This window comes from Actinoallomurus sp. NBC_01490 (assembly GCF_036227085.1).
Classification (GTDB): domain Bacteria; phylum Actinomycetota; class Actinomycetes; order Streptosporangiales; family Streptosporangiaceae; genus Actinoallomurus; species Actinoallomurus oryzae.
In genome coordinates this window covers 7,213,516-7,229,456 of sequence record NZ_CP109433.1, presented here as the reverse complement: position 1 = coordinate 7,229,456, position 15,941 = coordinate 7,213,516, and the positions used below count along the sequence as shown (strand labels likewise).

The following is a 15,941-nucleotide window of genomic DNA, read 5'->3' as shown; positions in this document are numbered from 1 at the left end:
ACATGTGGCCGCGCTGGTCTACCCGTACCGCCGGTAGGATGCAAGCAACCGAAGGGGAGCGTGATCACATGGCCCCGACCCCGGACCAACGAGGCGCCGCCGCGCTTCCGGCGACCGGGCCCGGCGGCGACCGCGGCACGACGGACGACGACGGCGCGTACCACCGCGACGTCGCCGGCACCGGAACGCGCCGCCGCGGGACGCCGACCGCGCATCTGCGCGTCCAGAAGGTCCGGCCGGCCTACCGGCAGGTGGCCGACGAGCTCCGCTCGCAGATCATGCGGGGCATCCTCGAACCCGGCGTACGCCTTCCCGCGGAGGCCGAGCTGACCAGGATGTTCGGAGTCAGCCGGTCAACGGTCCGGGAGGCGCTGCGAGCGTTGACCAGCCAGCACCTGGTCGAGACGAGGCGAGGAGTCCAGGGCGGCTCGTTCGTCGCCGCCCCGGACCCGGCCAAGCTGGTCGAGGACGTCGGCGGCGCACTCGGCGTGCTGGTGGCGACCCCGCAACTGGGCATCGGCGACCTCCTCGAGGCCCGCCTCCTGCTCGAACCCGCCGCGGCCCGGCTGGCCGCCCAACGGGCCGACGAGGAGACCGTCGAGGCGTTGCGAGCCGCGGCCACGGCCCCCCGGGACTCCAACGATCCGAGCGGCTTCGTCTCCCACATGGACTTCCACACCCTGATCCTCATGGCCACGGGCAACCTGATGTTCACGATGATGGGTCAGCCGGTCAGCGACGTGCTGCGCACCCGGCTCGACCGCGCCGCCGTCGCCCAGGAGGAGTGGGACGGGGTCGATGCCTGCCACGCCACCATCGCCGAGCACATCAACCGTGGTGAGGCGGCCGAAGCCGAGGAGGCCATGCGCAACCACCTGCTCGACCTGCGGGAGCTCTACGGACACCCGGGCACCTGGCGCGGCGGCCCCGGCGCCTGAAGAGGAGACCCACCGAGGCGTTCGGCGCCGGCACTCAACCCCGAGCGGGGCCGTACGGTCAGAACAGGCTCAGTGGTTCGACCGGCGCGGGTTCGGGCAGCGGCTCGAGCTCCGGCACGCGTGCGCGTACCTCGTCGTGGAAGCGCCGGGCGAGTGCGGGCGCGTCGGCGTTGTCGGGGGTGTGCACGAACACCGTGGGGGAGCGGCCCTCGCGCAGCCAGCCCGCGACCGCGCCGACCCACTCCTGCCAGCCCTCGACCGTACGCTCCGTGGAGTCGCGGCCGAGGTAGCGGACGATCGGGCGGTCGGTGAGCGCGGCCGTCCTGCGGGGCACGCGCGGCTTCTTCAGCCACGCGTCCCGCTCGGCGTCGCTGGACGGCGGGCTCTGGAACAGCGTGACGGTGTCGAACGGCACCCACTCGGCGCCGGGGCCGGCCAGCACCCGCTCCAGGAGCCGGGCGGCCCGCGCGTCCTCGAAGAACGCCGGGTGGCGGACCTCGACCGCGGTGCGGTACGTCCGGGGGAGCCGGCGCAGGAAACCGGCCAGCACACCGGCGTCACCCGGCGCGAACGACCGGGGGAGCTGCACCCACAGGGCGTGGACCCGCGGCCCGAGCTGCTCGATCGCGGTCAGGAAGGCCCGCAGGTCCTCCTCGACGTCCCCGAGGCGGCGCTCGTGCGTGATCGCCTTGGGCAGCTTGACCACGAAGCGGAAGCCGGGATCGGTCTGCTCCGCCCAGGTCCGTACGGTCTCCCGCGACGGCGTCGCGTAGAACGTCGTGTTGCCCTCCACCGCGTTGCACCAGGTCGCGTACGACCGCAGCCGTTCCCGCGAGGAGGCGGGCACGAACCGGCCCTGCCACGACGCGTGCGTCCACATCGCGCATCCCACATGAAGCCGCATGAGAACGACGCTAGCGCCTGTCACACGGAGCCGAGGGCGTCGATGACGCTCAGCAGGTGGCGGCGGGCGGCGCGTTCGGCCGCCTCCGGAGCGCGGGCGCAGACCTCGTCGATGATGGCCAGGTGCTCGGCCAGGGAGACGTGCGGCCGTCCGGGGATGAGGGAGAGCCGGAACCGGTGGCGGACGTTCTGCGCGCGGAGCCGCTCCAGCACCCCGGCCGCGGTCGACTGGCCGCTGATCTGCCGGATCCGCCCGTGGAGCGTCTGGTTGAGCTCGGAGTAGCGCGTGACCTGGCCCTCCGACACGGCCGCGCGCATCGCGGCGCCGAGCGCGCGGAGCTCGGCGATCTGCTCGTCGGTGATGCGCTCGGCGGCCTTGGCCGCGCACAGGCCCTCGACCGCCATGCGGACCTCGGAGATCTCGATGGCCTCGTCGAGCGTGACGGCGCGGACGCGCGCGCCGCGGTTCTGGACACGCTCGACGATGCCCTCGTTGGCCAGGTCGAACAGCGCCGCGCGCACGCTTCCGCGGCTCGTGCCGAACCGCGCGGACAGGTCCGCCTCGACGAGGCGCTGCCCCGGCACGAACTCGCCGGCGAGGATCGCCTCACGGATCGCCGCCGACACGCCGTCGCTCGTGGCCGGAGCCGTGCCGGCGGGCGGGCGCGGTGTCGCGGTCACTGGTCCGGCGCCGGCTCTCCGGCGAGCTGGTCGAGCCAGGCGCGGCTCGCGTCGCTGATCCGCGCGGGCACGTCCAGCTCGCCGAGCAGCTGTGACGCGGCGCGCATCTCCTCGGCACGGCGCACCGCGTGGCGGTAGCTGCCGGTCTCCAGCCGTCCGGCGAACGTCTCGTCGGCGGAGGCGAGCTCCTCGGCGATGTGCTGCCGCATCCAGTCCTCGAGCCCGGCCTGCCGGGCGGCGTGCAGCGCCTCGACCGCCGCCGCGGCCATGCCCTTGAAGAACACGCTGCGCAGCAGCTTGCGGGTGGCCGCCTCCCCGGCGGGTCCGTCGAGCGTCGTGACCCGCGCGCCCACCGGGCCGAGCAGGCCGGCGTAGGCGCGCGCGGCCGGGCCGGACACCAGCATGGGCGTGAACAGCCCCTTGCCCGGCACGGGCGCCATGAGCGACACGTCGGCGAACGCGACGCCGGCCTCGGCGGCCAGCTCCCCGAGCCGGCGCTTGAGCGCGGGCGCGGCGGTGTTCAGGTCCGCCCACACGGCGCCCTCACCCACACCGGCCAGGCCCGCTCGCAGCGCGTCCTCGGCGGCCTTCGCGCTGTTCACACTGAGGATCAGGTCGGCGCCGCGAGCGGCGTCGGCCTCGTCCGAACACGAGATGAGGCCGTCCGACGGCAGCGGCAGCGGGTCGTAGGCGCGCACGCGGACGCCCGCGGCGGCCAGGTCCTGGGAGATCGCGCCGCCCGCCTCGCCGAGGCCCAGTACGGCGACGCACCCCGCGGCCGTCATCGGGCCTCCTCGCCCGCGACCCGGCGGCTGTTGGCGACCGTCATGACCTGGATCTCCTTCTCGGAGAATCCGTCTTCCAGCAGCGTGTCGGCCATGATCGCCAGGCCGTCCTCGACCGGCGGGTTGAACGGTTGTCCCAGGTCGCTGGAGAGCACCGAGTGCTCCGGCCCGACGGCCCGGATGTTGTCCAGCAGCCGTCGCCAGGTGACCTTGCCGGTGTGCGCGGTGGTGAAGCACCGTTCGAGGAGCGCACCGCGCTCGGCGAGCCGGCGCTGCACGTCCACGGGGAGACGCTGTGAGGTGAACTCCGGGTGCGTCACGACGACACAGCGTACGCCCGCGTCGAAGGCCGCGTCGGCGACGGCGACGATCTCCGCGGCGTTGAGATGCCCGGTGGCGAGGGTCATGCCGTGCTTGGCGGCGACGGTGAGCACGTCGCGTACTGCCTCGGTGACCGCGCCGTCGGCGCCGACCACGTCGACGGCCGGCGGCTCGATGCCGGCGGCTCGCAGGTCGTCCTGGAGCGCGGCCCACATCGGCGGCTTGGCGCCCGCCGGGTCCTGCGCCCGGCTGTCCCGCTGGTTGCGGCTGTCGACGGTCGGCATCCACACGACACGCGTGTCCAGGCGGCCGGCGATCTCCACCGCCGAGGGGTTCAGGCCGCCCACCGAGCCGTTCAGCGTGATGGCGCCCAGGGCGTGGACCTCGGGCACCACCTTGCGGACGACCTGGGCCCGTTCCGCGGTGGGTACGTAGTGGGACTTGAGCACGAAGCCCGCCATCCCCACGTCGGCGAACCGCCGCGCGAGGTCGATGTCGTCGATCCGGCGCTCCATCACGTCCGGGGCGACGTGGATGTGCGTGTCGTACGCGCCTTCGACGAGGGCGCGTGCCCGCGGGGACGGGGGCGAAGCGTTGGTCATGTTCGTCTCCGAATGTACAGCAATAATGTTGACAATCTAACTCTGTCAGGGCGGGCTCGCAATGCCGCCGCGGCGAAGACCCGGTCAGTCTGGCCAGAGATCTCGCAGTTCAATCGGGGTATTGAGGGGGAGGGTTCGCGACCGACCCCTTGACAGTCGCGGCCCGTCGCCCCACGATTGGCCACACGATTGTCAACAATTGGAGCTCGCTTGCGGCCTCCGGCGGGCTCCGGACTTGGTGCTCCATGACCTCGACCCCGCCCGCCCCCGCCCCAGCCCCCGCCCCCGCTCCCGACACCGCCCAGCGCCGAGCCGCCGTGATCGGCGGGGCGTTCGGCTTCTTCGTCGACATGTTCGACGTCTACCTGCCGACCATCGCGCTCGCCCCCGCCCTGTCCTACTTCGTGCCGTCCTCCGTTCCGCCGGGAACCAAGGCGATCATCACCGCGGCCGTCTTCGTCTCCACGCTGATCGGCCGCCCGCTCGGCTCGCTCATCTTCGGCCGGCTCGCCGACCGCGTCGGCCGGCGGCGGGTGACGCTGCTGTCGGTCGCGGGCTGCGCGGTCACCACCGGGATCATCGCCGCCCTGCCCGGTCACGCGCAGATCGGCCTGTGGGCCGTCGCCGCGATGATCCTCTTGCGGTTCGTCGACGGCGTCTTCCTCGGCGGCGAGTACACCGGCGCCATCCCGCTCGCCATGGAGATCGCCCCGCACGGGCGCCGTGGCCTGTACGGAAGCCTGGTCAGCATCGGATTCCCGCTGTCGTACTGCTCGATCTCGCTGCTCAGCTTCCTGATGTTGCACATCGCCCCGGCGGGCGGACCCGACTCGGCCTACGCCGAGTGGGGCTGGCGGGTCCCCTTCGCGGCCGGTGCGGTCCTCGGCGTGATCTTCCTCGTGTACTACTCACGTACGGTGCGCGAGTCGGCGGTCTGGCTCGCCTCCGCCCGGACGAAGAAGCGCGAGAACCCGCTCAAGACCGTCCTGTTCGGCTCCGCCCGGCGCAGCTTCTGGCAGGTGTTCGTCCTCATGGCCGGCGTCTGGTTCGCCTCCAACATGGCGTCCGGGCTGCTCCCCACGCTGCTCGGCTCCCAGACGACGCTGACCCCGACGCAGATCACCGGCACGCTGGTGCTCGCGCAGTTCGTGCACACCTTCTGCTTCCCGCTGATCGGCGCGCTGACGGACCGGATCGGGCGCCGCACGTTCTTCATCGCCTGCGGGGTGAGCGTCGGCGTCGTCTGCGCCGCCGCGTTCGCGTTCCTGGCGGAAGGGCCGTGGTCGGGCCTGCCGCTGGTGTTCGCCCTGACCCTGCTGGTGCGGCTCAGCGGCGCCAGCATGTTCGCGGTGACGCCGTCCTACATCTGCGAGCGGTTCCCGGCCGCGGTCCGCGGCAGCGGCTTCGGCATGGGCTACAGCCTTCCGCTGCTGGTGACGGCCGGTTACGCCTACTACCAGGACTGGCTGAAACACCTCATCCCCTACACGTACACGCCCGTCGTGCTGCTCGTCCTGGGCGGCGTCCTCATCCTGGCGGGCGCGTTGATCGGGCCCGAGACCCGGGACGTCGACTTCGACGCGAACGCCGAGCCGGCGGCCGCGCCGAGCGCCGTCTGAGACGCACACCGAGATGCGGGAGGATCCCATGACGACCAGAGAGCCGGCGCGCGGCGCCGAGATCGAGTCCCTCGACGCCGGCGACCACCCGCCGCGCGCCGAGGCGTACATGCGTCTCTACCCACAGGTCACCGGGGAGCTGTCATGAGGAAAGTGGTCGTCACCGACATCACGCGCACCGACCTGACGGTGGTCGACGATCTCGCCGGGTACGGGGTCGCCACCGTGCACGAGGCCCTGGGCCGGATCGGGTACCTGGGCACGGGCCTGCGCCCGATCCAGCGCGGCACGCGCATCGCCGGGAACGCGGTCACCGCGCTGTGCGCGCCCGGCGACAACCTGATGATCCACGCGGCGGTCGAGCAGTGCACGGCCGGCGACATCCTCGTGGTCACGACGACCTCGCCGTGCACCGACGGGATGTTCGGCGAACTGCTCGCCACGTCACTGCGCTCCCGCGGCGTGCGCGGGCTGGTCATCGAGGCGGGCGTCCGCGACGTCGCCGAACTGAACGCCATGGGCTTCCCCGTCTGGTCGGCCGCGGTGAGCGCCCAGGGCACGGTGAAGGCGACCGCCGGCGCGGTGAACGTGCCGGTCGTCGTGGGCGGCGGCCTGGTCCGCCCGGGCGACGTCATCCTGGCCGACGACGACGGCGTCCTATGCGTCCCCCGCGCCGACGCCACCGAGGGCGTACGGAAGGCCCGGGCCCGGACCGAGAAGGAGGAGGCCACCCGCGCGGCCCTGGCCGGCGGCCAACTCGGCCTCGACCGCTACGACCTCCGCACCCTCCTGCGCGAGCAGGGCGTGGAGTACGTCACCGCCGCCGAGTACACCGAGGGCTGACGCGGAGCGCCGGGAGGGCCGGTGCGCTCACGCCGCCGGCGCCGCCCGCACAGGCGGGCCGACCGCATAGGCTGAGGGTCGAGGTGCTTCCTACCGTTGTCCGGCATTCGGAGTGTATGCAGTGCGTCCTGGGCTGAGTAAGCGTCCACCTACCGCGCAGGCCGCGGTGCTGCAGGAGCTGCGGCGCGAGATCCTCAGCGGTGACCTGGTTCCGGGCAGCCAGATCATGCAGGACGAGATCGCCGAGCGCTACGGCGTGAGCCGGGTGCCCGTCCGTGACGCGCTGCGCACCTTGGAAGGCCAGGGGCTGGTCACCTACTCACCGCACCGTGGCTACCAGGTGACCCGGATCGACGTCGAGGAGCTCCAGCAGATCCAGGACATCCGGCAGATCCTCGAAAGCGAGGCCCTGCGGGAGGCCGTGGACAACATCTCGGCCGAGACCATCGCGGCGATGACCGCCGATCTGGACACCATGATCCGAGCGGAGAAGGAGGCGGACTGGAGCGAGTGGCTCGCCGCGCACCGGCGGTTCCACTTCGCGCTGTTCGAGATGTCGGGGCGCAAGCACCTGCTGCGCATCCTCAGCCAGATGTGGGACGTCTCCGACCTCTACCGCTCCTACTACATGAAGACGCGCCTGTCGGAGCTGCGCGACCGCCAGGAGCACCGGCGGCTCCTCAACGCCGCGCGTGACCACGACGTCGACGCGATGTTGGAGACGATGCACACCCACCGGACCGGCACGGTCGAGTCGATCCGCAGCACGGTCAGCGGGGGTACGCGGTCCGCAGAGTGAAGACCGCCTCCACCTCGACGCACGCACCTCCCGGCAACGACGCGACGCCGACCGCCGTACGCGCGTGCGCGCCATCGGTCCCGAAGACCTCGTGCAGCAGGTCCGACGCCCCGTCGATCACCCGCGGATGCTCGGTGAAGCCGGAGGCGGCGCGCACGTACCCGCGCAGGTGCAGGACCCCGTCGACGGCGTCGATCCCGACGGTGGACTCCAGCGCCGCGAGCAGGTTGATCGCCGCCGTACGCGCCTCGTCCCGCGCGGTCGCCACGTCGACGTCCTCGCCGACCACACCGGTCACGCGGCCGGCGTCCGGCCGGCGCGCCGTGTGGCCCGAGACCCAGGCCTGCCGGCCCTCCACGCGGACCGGCGTGTAGGCGCCGAGGGCACGCGCCGGGGGCGGCAGGTCGATGCCCAGGCTCACGGCCCGTTCGCGCGGGGTCACGACGGCTGCTCGCTGAGTGCGGCCGCGAGCTCGGCGATGGCGTTCCGGCGGTGCAGATCCAGGAGTTCGATCACTTTTTCGGTGTCCCCGGCGGTGGCGGCACGCAGAATCGCGCGGTGTTCTTTCTGTAGCCGTTCGCGATTTTCCTTACCGGCGAAATAGTGCGAGCGATACGGGGACGAGACATCCCACAGCTGATGAATCAGGCGTACGAGGCGTGCCTGTCCCGGCGAGTCGATGAGCATGAAGTGAAAATCACGGTTGGCGCGTGCGATGCCGCCGATATCATCGGCGGCGCCCGCCTCGTCGATCTTTTCGATCAGCTCGCGCATGACCGTCAGGTCCGCCTCGGTGAGCCGGCCGGCCGTGTGCCGGACGGCGGCGGACTCGAGAAGCTGCCGCAGCCGGTAGATCTCGACCAGGTCATCGATGTCGAGCGCGGTGACATAGTAGCCGCGCTGCGCCGTGTGGGTCAGGTGGCCTTCGCCCTCGAGGATGCGCAGTGCCTCGCGCACCGGGACGCGGCTGACGCCGAATTGCTCTGCCACCTCCTCCTGGAGAAGCTGCGTGCCCGGCGCGATCGCTCCGCTGATAATGGCGTCGCGCAGTTCTCGGAGAACGGCCTCCTGCGCGGTGGGTGGACGCACGAATGTCCGTTTCGGGAGTGACATCAACGTGCTCCAGGAGTCATCGGATTTTCTTCCATTGTATCGAGCCAGCGGAGAATATCATTGTCGTGCTCGCCGAGCCTTGGCGGCGGCAGCCGATACGCCGGAATCTCCCCGTCGAACCTGATCGGGTTCGCCGCCTGCGGCGCCCAGCCGCTCTCCGGTTCCCGCGCGACCGGGTCCAGCCCGAGCTCCTCGGCCAGCGCGAACGCCTGGGCCAGGTCGTTCACCGGTGTGGCGGGCACCCCGTTCGCCGCGCAGCGCGCGATGACCTCATCAGCGTCGAACGCCGACAGCAGCCCGGCCAGCGCCTCATCCAGCGCCCCGCGATTCGCCACCCGGTCCCGGTTGGTGGCGAACCGCGGGTCGGCGGCCAGGTCGTCCGCGTCGAAGGCATGGGCCAGCGCGCGGAACTGCACGTCATTGCCCACCGCGAGGGCCACCGGCCGGGTCGCGGTCCGCACGAGCTGGTACGGCGCGATGCTCGGATGGTCGTTGCCGAGCCGGCCGGGCACCTCACCGGTGCACAGAAAGGCCGAGGCCTGGTTCGCCAGGCTCGCGAGCAGCGACGAGAGCAGGTTGACCTCGACGTGCCGCCCGCGTCCGGTCCGCCGCCGCTCGTACAGCGCGGCCTGGATGCCGATGACCGCGTGCAGGCCGGTCAGCACGTCCACGAGTGCGACGCCGACCTTCGTCGGCTCCCCGTCGGCCGGCCCGGTGATGCTCATCAGCCCGCCGGCGGCCTGCACCGCGAAGTCGTAGCCGGAACGGTCGCGGCCCGCTCCGGATCCGTAGCCGGACACCGAGCAGTACACGACGCGGGGGTTGGGTCCCCGTACGGCCTCATACCCGAGGCCGAAGGAGTCCATCGTGCCGGGCCGGAAGTTCTCCACGACGACGTCGGCGCGTGAGGCCAGCGTCAGCGCCGCCGTCCGGCCGCGATCGGTTCGCAGGTCCAGGGCGACGCTGCGCTTGTTGCGGTTGGCCGCGAGGAAGTAGGTGCTCTGGTCTCCCCAGTACGGCGGTCCCCACTGCCGGGTGTCGTCGCCGGTGCCGGGTCGCTCCACCTTGATCACGTCGGCGCCGAGGTCGGCGAGGAACATCGTCGCGAGCGGGGCCGACAGCACGCGGGAGAAGTCGGCGACGAGCACGCCGTCCAGCGGGCCGGTCACTCGAACCACCTCGGCGACGTCGTCTTCGGGGGCAGCAACGCGGCTCGTGCGACGACCAGCCGTGGCCCCGGATCGGAGAGCGCCTCGGCGAGTGCGCCCGCCAGCGCCTCACCGACCCCGTCGACGACGGTCGCGGGGACGCCGAACGCCTCGCCCAGCCGTTCCCACTCCGGGTTGCGCAGGTCGGTGCCGCGGATCGGGTCGCCGGCGACCTCCTGGTCGTACCGGAGCATGCCGTAGCCGCCGTCGTCGAGGACCAGGACGGTGACCGGCAGGCGGCGTTCGGCCAGCGTCATGAACTCTCCCAGCGCGAACATCAGGCCACCGTCGCCCGAGATCACGAGGGTCGGCCGCCCGTCCGCGGCCGGTCCGACCGAGGCGGGCAGGGCGTAGCCGAGCGTGCCCCAGCCGACCGGGTACTGCAGCAGGCGTCCGCCCGCGACCCGTCCGTACCCGCCGTACCAGTAGCCGGGGATGGCCATGTCGCAGACGACCACCGTGTCCTCGCCGAGCGCGGACTCCACGCTCGCGAGGAACCGCATCGCCTCGGCGGTGCGCGGGTCGGCCGTCAGACGGCCGCGGGTCGCCTCGCGCAGTGCCCCCAGCCCCTCCGCGGCTCCCGGAGGTCTGGGCGTGAGGAGACCGAGCAGCTCGACCAGCACGGTGCGGACGTCGCCCAGTACGGCGACGTCCGGAGTGAGGTTCTTGGCGAGGTCCTCCTCGGCGCAGTTCACCACCGCCAGACGGCCGGGCAGCGGCATCCGCCAGTTCCTGGTCATCATGCCGTCGAAGCCGGTACCCAGGGCGAGCAGCAGGCCCGTCTTCTCGATGAGCTCGGCCACCTCGGGCTCGTGCGGCGGCAGGCCGACGTGCAGGGGGTGACCGGGCGGCATCGAGCCGCGCGCGGCGTACGTGGTGACCACCGGCGCGTCCAGGCGCTCGGCCAGCGCGACCAGCTCAGCCTCGGCGCCGGACTGCACGACGCCTCCGCCGGCCCAGATCACGGTGCCGACGCCTTCCTCCAGCAGCGCGGCCAGCCGGTCGACCTGCCCGAGGCCAGGGGGCCGGCGTGTCGGCGCGGAGACCTCGATCGGCGGCAGGGGCTCGGTGAGCACATTCGTCGGGATGTCGACGTAGACCGGCCCGCGCGGCCAGGACATGGCGGTCAGCACCGCGTCGCCGACCGCCGCACCGGCCTCCGCGGCGGTCCGCGGCCGGTACACCGCCTTGGCCAGGGGGGCGAAGATGCCGGCCTGGTCGCGTGACTCGTGCAGGATGCCCCGTACGGTCCCCGGCCGGCGCAGCGCCGTGGACACCTCGCTGGCGACCAGCACGACCGGCGAGCCGGCCGCGGCGGCCTCACCGAAGGCCCCCGCGGCGTTCGCCGCGCCGGGTCCCGTGGTCGTCAGGGCGACACCGAGCCCGCCGGTCGCGCGCGCCAGCCCGTCGGCCGCGTACACCGCGGTCTGCTCGTGCCGCACACCGACGATCTCCGGAGTGCCCGGTCCGGCGTCGCGCCAGAACGCGAGGTTGTGCACCCCGGGCAGGCCGAACGCCTTACGTACGCCCGCCCGCTCGAACGCCTCGAGTACACGCCGGGCGACTGATGCCTCCTCCATGGCGGCTCTCCTTTCAGGTTCGCGCGCCGGGGCGCAGGTAGACCGTCGTGGTGTGGGTGAAGAACTCGCGCGCCGCCCGCCCCTGCTCCTTCGGCCCCGACCCACTGTCCTTTACCCCGCCGAAGGGCACATGCGGATCGGCGCCGGCGGTCTCGGAGTTCACGTGCAGGACGCCTACGGCGCACTCGTCGACGGCGCGCATGGCCCGGCCGAGATCCTCGGTGAAGACCGACGCCGCGAGCCCGAACGGCGAGTCGTTGGCCAGTGCGAACGCCTCGTCGGCCGAGGTCGCGGTGACGGCCGACAGGACCGGCCCGAACACCTCCTCGCGCCATACGGCCGGGTCGGTGGAGGACAGGCGGAGCAGGGTCGGCGGTACGAACGCCGCGTCCGCGCGTTCGTCCGCGAAACGGCCACCGCCGGTGAGGACCTCGGCGCCGTCGGCCACCGCCCCGTCGATGCCGGCGAAGATCGAGTCGCGGGCGTCGAGCGAGGCCGCCGGGCCCATGTCGGTCTCCTCCAGGAGCGGGTCGCCGACGTTCAGCCCGTCGAGCCGGCGGCGGACGCGGGCGAGCAGGTCGTCCGAGACCGGCTTCTCGACGATCAGCCGCGACGTCGCCGTGCACTTCTGCCCGGTCGACCGCATGGCACCGAGCACGATCTGCTCGGCGGCCACGTCGAGGTCGGCGTCGGCGAGCACGACGGCCGCGTTCTTGCCGCCCATCTCGGTCTGCACGGGCTTGCGCAGTCCCGCGCAGGTCACCATGAGCTCCGTGCCGATCTCGGTGGAGCCGGTGAAGCTCACCGCGGCCACGCCGGGATGCCGGGCCAGGTACGACCCGGTCGATCCGGGGCCGAGCAGGAGTGAGAGCACGCCGGCGGGCAGTCCCGCCTCGACGAGGGCCTCGGCGAAGCGGTAGGCGAGGAGTGGGACGAGGCTCGCGGGCTTCCACACGACGCAGTTGCCGTGCACGAGCGCGGGGGCGATCTTCCATGCGGGGATGGCGATCGGGAAGTTCCACGGCGTGACGATCGCGACGACACCGAGCGGCTTGCGCACCACGAGGATCCGCTCCTCCCGGCGCGGCGACGCGTAGATCTCGCCGGCGTCCCGGTTGGCCTCATCGGCCTGGAACCGGAGGATCTCCGCCGCGCGGCGCACCTCCGCGATCCCCTCGGGCCGGGTCTTGCCCTCCTCGCGGGTCAACTCGGTGCCCACCGGCTCGGCACGGGCGTCGAGCAGGTCCGCGGCGCGGCGCAGCACGGCGGCCCGTTCGTGGATGGGCGTGCGCGCCCACGCGTGGGCCGCCGCGTTCGCCGCGGCGATCGCGTCCTCGGCGTCCTGGTCGCCGGCCGCCGAGAACTCGGCGACCACCTCGCCGGGGCGCGCCGGATTCACCGACGTACGGGCGGCTCCGCACCCGTCCCGCCACCGGCCGCCGACGAGGCTCTGCACCGCAGTCGTCATCTGAGCACCTTCCGTGGGGTCACGTATCATGTATACATAGTCCGTATTCTCCGATCAATCCTGGGAGGCACCGTGGGACGGACGCTGGTGACCGGTATCGGCTTGCTCGTGACGGGGGACGCGGCGCCACCGGTGCGCGACACGACGCTGGTGGTCGAGGACGGCGTGATCACCTCGGTCGGCGGCGACTGCCCGGCTCCCGACACGGTCGTCGACGCGAACGGGCTCACCGTCATCCCCGGCCTGGTGGACGGCCACGTGCATCCGACCGTGGGGGAGTGGACGCCGGCCCAGAACGCGGTCGGCTGGATCCACAACTACCTGCACGGCGGGACGACGACGATGGTCTCGGCCGGCGAGCTGCACGTCCCCGGTCTGCCGTTCGAGGACCTCACCCCCGACCTGGTCCTCGGCCTGGCACGGCTGTCGCGCGCCACTCTCGCGCGGACGCGGCCCTCGGGGGTGAAGGTCGAGGCGGGGACGCTGCTGCTGGTGCCGGGCATGACCGCCGCGCACTTCGACCAGATGGCCGAGGCCGGCATCCGGCAGCTCAAGTTCATCTTCTACGACTGGAACCGCCTCGACGACGGCGAGGCGGTCGAGTACATGCGCTGGGCGGCCGAGCGCGGCATGACCGTGAAGATGCACTCGGGCGGCGTCTCGCGCTCGGGCTCGAGCCGGGTCGCCGGCCGTGACGTGGTCGCCGCCGTACGGCCGGACGTGGTCGGGCACATCTCCGGCGGCCCGATCCCCATGCCCGACGAGGAGATTCGCGGTGTCATCGACGACCTGCCGGACGCCGGTTTCGAGGTGTGCAGCTCGATGAACTACCGGGCGACCATGGTCACGGTCGACCACCTGCGCGAGGCCGGCCGGCTCGACCGGCTCACCGTGGGCACCGACACGCCCGGCGGCACGGGCGTGATCCCCCGAGGCATGATGCGCAACATCTGTTTCCTCGCCTCGGTCTGCGGACTCGCGCCCGAACTCGCCGTCGCGGCGGCCACCGGCAACACCGCCGCCCGGCACGGCCTGCCCCAGGGCGTGCTCGCCCCCGGGCGCCCGGCCGATCTCGTCGTGCTGGGCCCGATCAAGGGTTCGCGCGGCACGGACGCGCTGGAGTGCTTCGCCCTCGGCGACCTGCCGGGCATCTCCGCGGTTCTCGTCGACGGTGTCCCGCTGGTCAGCGGGCGCAGCGAGCAGACTCCGCCGCCTCAGGCGAGCGCGGCGGTCACGGCGTACTGACCAGGTCCGCATCGTTCAGCGACGCCCGCGGCGTGCCCTGACGGCCAGGACCGCCAGGGCCGCCGCGGTCGCCGCGGCGGCGGCCACGTACCGCAGAGCGGCGGGCGAGGGCCGGCCGGGAAGCAGGGTGCGCAGGCTCACGGCGTCCGCGGCGGGGGGCGGCGGCGTGCCGCCCGTCACCTCGGCGCGCAGCCGCCCGGCGAACTCCTCCACGAGACGGCCGCTCACCTGCTCCAGCGCGCCTCGTCCGAACTGGGCGATCCGCCCGCTGATGTCGAGGTCGGTGACGACCTCGGCCATCGTCGTGCCGGACTCCTCGCGGGCGGTCAGCGTGATCACCGCCGTGGCGTCGCCCTGGCCGCGGACGTCGCGCGCCCGGCCCTCCACCACCATCCGCCGCCCCGCGTCGTCGCGCTCCAGCACGCGGGCGGTGCCCCGGTACTCGACTCCGATCGGGCCGACTCTCACCTTGACCGCGCCGGTGAACTCCCCGCCGCCGGACGGCTCGTCGAGACGGGCTCCGGGCATGCAGGGAGCCAGGCGTGGAATGTCGGTGAGCACCTCCCAGGCGGTGTCGATGCTCGTGGGTACCTGGAACGCGTTCCGCAGCCGCACCGGTGTCTCCCTCTCAGCGGTAGGCGGGGATCCCGGTGATGGCCTCACCGAGAACGAGGGTGTGGATCTCGCTGGTGCCCTCGTAGGTCAGCACCGACTCCAGATTCGCGGCGTGCCGCATGACGGGGTACTCCAGCGTGACGCCGTTGGCGCCCAGGATGGTGCGGGCCTCGCGGGCGATCGTCAGCGCCGCGCGGACGTTGTTCAGCTTCCCGGCGCTGACCAGCTGCGGCGTCAGTTCGCCGGCGTCCTTCAACCGGCCGATCTGCAGGGCCAGCAGTGCTCCCTTGGTCAGCTCGAGGTACATGTCGGCGAGCTTGCGCTGGGTGAGCTGGAAGCCGGCGATCGGCCGGCCGAACTGGACCCGCGAGCCGGCGTAGTCGACGGCGGTTTCAAAGCAGGTACGGGCGGAGCCCATCGCGCCCCACAGGATCCCGTACCTCGCCTCGTTCAGGCACGACAGGGGCCCGCGCAGGCCGGTCACGCCCGGCAGGACCGCGTCGGCGGGCAGCCGCACCTCGTCCAGGAGCAGCTCGGAGGTGATCGAGGCGCGCAACGAGAGCTTGCGCTTCATCTCGCGGGTGGTGAAGCCGGGCGTGCCTGCGGGGACGAGGAATCCGCGGACGCGGTCCTCGGTGGCGGCCCACACGACGGCGACGTCCGCGATGCTCCCGTTCGTGATCCACATCTTGGCGCCGTTCAGCACCCAGTCGTCGCCGTCGCGGCGGGCGCGGGTGCGCATGCCGGCCGGGTCGCTGCCGTGGTCGGGCTCGGTCAGGCCGAAGCAGCCGACGACCTCACCGGTCGCCATCCGCGGCAGCCAGTGCTCGCGCTGCTCCTCCGAGCCGAACCGGTGGATCGCGGTCATCGCGAGGGAGCCCTGGACCGAAACGAAGCTGCGCAGCCCGCTGTCCACGGCCTCGAGTTCGAGGCAGGCGACGCCGTAGTCGACGGCGCTCATGCCGGCGCAGCCGTAGCCGTTCAGGTGCATGCCCAGCAGGCCGAGCCTGCCGAACTCCTGAGCCAGTTCGCGGGGGATCCTCCCTGCCTCGTACCACTTTTCGACATTGGGCAGGAGCTCCTTGGCGGCCAGGTCGCGTACCGCGTCGCGTACGGCGCGTTCGTCGGCGGTCAGCAGCCGGTCGAGGTCAAGCGGGCTGAGGGACTGCAACGAGCTGCTCGACATGTCTTCCCTTCGAGATCGGGCTCCGTTAGGGTCAT

General features: G+C 72.5%; 16 protein-coding genes. 5 read left to right on the top strand and 11 right to left on the bottom strand.

Features of this window, described 5'->3' with window-relative positions; translation table 11 throughout:
* The first annotated feature begins 68 nt into the window (after positions 1 to 68).
* Positions 69 to 938 (top strand): FadR/GntR family transcriptional regulator, encoded by an 870-nt coding sequence (locus tag OG417_RS33615; protein WP_329237198.1) that lies wholly within the window; start codon positions 69 to 71, stop codon positions 936 to 938.
* A 58-nt stretch (positions 939 to 996) separates the two neighbouring features.
* On the opposite strand, the gene OG417_RS33610 is transcribed toward OG417_RS33615, so the two are convergent.
* From OG417_RS33610 to OG417_RS33595, 4 genes are read right to left on the bottom strand one after another with little or no spacing between them, the layout of a single operon-like run.
* Positions 997 to 1,842, bottom strand: a complete 846-nt coding sequence (locus tag OG417_RS33610) for a DUF72 domain-containing protein (protein WP_329237195.1) — start codon at positions 1,840 to 1,842, stop codon at positions 997 to 999.
* Between the two features lie 20 nt (positions 1,843 to 1,862).
* Positions 1,863 to 2,522 carry a GntR family transcriptional regulator gene (locus OG417_RS33605; protein WP_329237192.1) on the bottom strand — a complete coding sequence of 220 codons (660 nt, stop codon included), beginning with the start codon at positions 2,520 to 2,522 and terminating at the stop codon, positions 1,863 to 1,865.
* The gene (locus tag OG417_RS33600; protein ID WP_329237189.1) at positions 2,519 to 3,307 is read right to left on the bottom strand and encodes an NAD(P)-dependent oxidoreductase; all 789 of its coding nucleotides are present in this window, start codon (positions 3,305 to 3,307) and stop codon (positions 2,519 to 2,521) included. The genes OG417_RS33605 and OG417_RS33600 overlap by 4 nt, the downstream gene beginning before the upstream one ends.
* Complete coding sequence (locus tag OG417_RS33595) at positions 3,304 to 4,230, bottom strand: DUF6282 family protein (RefSeq protein WP_329237186.1); 927 nt, start codon at positions 4,228 to 4,230, stop codon at positions 3,304 to 3,306. Before OG417_RS33595 ends, OG417_RS33600 begins: the two co-directional genes overlap by 4 nt.
* A gap of 245 nt (positions 4,231 to 4,475) precedes the next feature.
* Here OG417_RS33595 and OG417_RS33590 point away from each other — a divergent pair, with 245 nt between their 5' ends.
* The 3 genes from OG417_RS33590 (at position 4,476) to OG417_RS33580 (ending at position 7,491) form a co-directional block, all read left to right on the top strand.
* Positions 4,476 to 5,849 carry an MFS transporter gene (locus tag OG417_RS33590; RefSeq protein WP_329237184.1) on the top strand — a complete coding sequence of 458 codons (1,374 nt, stop codon included), beginning with the start codon at positions 4,476 to 4,478 and terminating at the stop codon, positions 5,847 to 5,849.
* A gap of 144 nt (positions 5,850 to 5,993) precedes the next feature.
* Positions 5,994 to 6,692, top strand: coding sequence for a 4-carboxy-4-hydroxy-2-oxoadipate aldolase/oxaloacetate decarboxylase (locus OG417_RS33585; RefSeq protein ID WP_329237181.1), 699 nt, complete (start codon positions 5,994 to 5,996; stop codon positions 6,690 to 6,692).
* Positions 6,693 to 6,813: 121 nt separating this feature from the next.
* Complete coding sequence (locus OG417_RS33580; RefSeq protein ID WP_329237178.1) at positions 6,814 to 7,491, top strand: GntR family transcriptional regulator; 678 nt, start codon at positions 6,814 to 6,816, stop codon at positions 7,489 to 7,491.
* Here OG417_RS33580 and OG417_RS33575 read toward each other — a convergent pair.
* The 5 genes from OG417_RS33575 to OG417_RS33555 are packed head-to-tail and all read right to left on the bottom strand — an operon-like array spanning position 7,463 to position 12,860.
* Positions 7,463 to 7,933, bottom strand: coding sequence for a RidA family protein (locus OG417_RS33575; protein ID WP_329237175.1), 471 nt, complete (start codon positions 7,931 to 7,933; stop codon positions 7,463 to 7,465). The genes OG417_RS33580 and OG417_RS33575 overlap by 29 nt on opposite strands.
* Positions 7,930 to 8,580, bottom strand: a complete 651-nt coding sequence (locus tag OG417_RS33570) for a GntR family transcriptional regulator (RefSeq protein ID WP_329237172.1) — start codon at positions 8,578 to 8,580, stop codon at positions 7,930 to 7,932. Before OG417_RS33570 ends, OG417_RS33575 begins: the two co-directional genes overlap by 4 nt.
* Before the next feature lie 23 nt (positions 8,581 to 8,603).
* Complete coding sequence (locus tag OG417_RS33565) at positions 8,604 to 9,773, bottom strand: CaiB/BaiF CoA transferase family protein (RefSeq protein WP_329237169.1); 1,170 nt, start codon at positions 9,771 to 9,773, stop codon at positions 8,604 to 8,606.
* A complete protein-coding gene (locus OG417_RS33560; RefSeq protein ID WP_329237167.1) occupies positions 9,770 to 11,392 on the bottom strand; it encodes a thiamine pyrophosphate-binding protein in 1,623 nt (540 codons plus the stop codon). The genes OG417_RS33565 and OG417_RS33560 overlap by 4 nt, the downstream gene beginning before the upstream one ends.
* A gap of 13 nt (positions 11,393 to 11,405) precedes the next feature.
* Entirely contained in the window at positions 11,406 to 12,860 is a 1,455-nt protein-coding gene (locus OG417_RS33555) for an aldehyde dehydrogenase family protein (RefSeq protein ID WP_329237164.1), read from the bottom strand.
* 72 nt (positions 12,861 to 12,932) lie between these two features.
* Here OG417_RS33555 and OG417_RS33550 point away from each other — a divergent pair, with 72 nt between their 5' ends.
* On the top strand, positions 12,933 to 14,105 hold the full coding sequence (locus tag OG417_RS33550; RefSeq protein WP_329237161.1) for an amidohydrolase family protein: 1,173 nt from the start codon (positions 12,933 to 12,935) through the stop codon (positions 14,103 to 14,105).
* Positions 14,106 to 14,120: 15 nt separating this feature from the next.
* On the opposite strand, the gene OG417_RS33545 is transcribed toward OG417_RS33550, so the two are convergent.
* Positions 14,121 to 14,720, bottom strand: a complete 600-nt coding sequence (locus OG417_RS33545; RefSeq protein WP_329237159.1) for an SRPBCC family protein — start codon at positions 14,718 to 14,720, stop codon at positions 14,121 to 14,123.
* Positions 14,721 to 14,733: 13 nt separating this feature from the next.
* Positions 14,734 to 15,906 carry an acyl-CoA dehydrogenase family protein gene (locus tag OG417_RS33540; protein WP_329237157.1) on the bottom strand — a complete coding sequence of 391 codons (1,173 nt, stop codon included), beginning with the start codon at positions 15,904 to 15,906 and terminating at the stop codon, positions 14,734 to 14,736.
* Positions 15,907 to 15,941 lie beyond the last annotated feature (35 nt).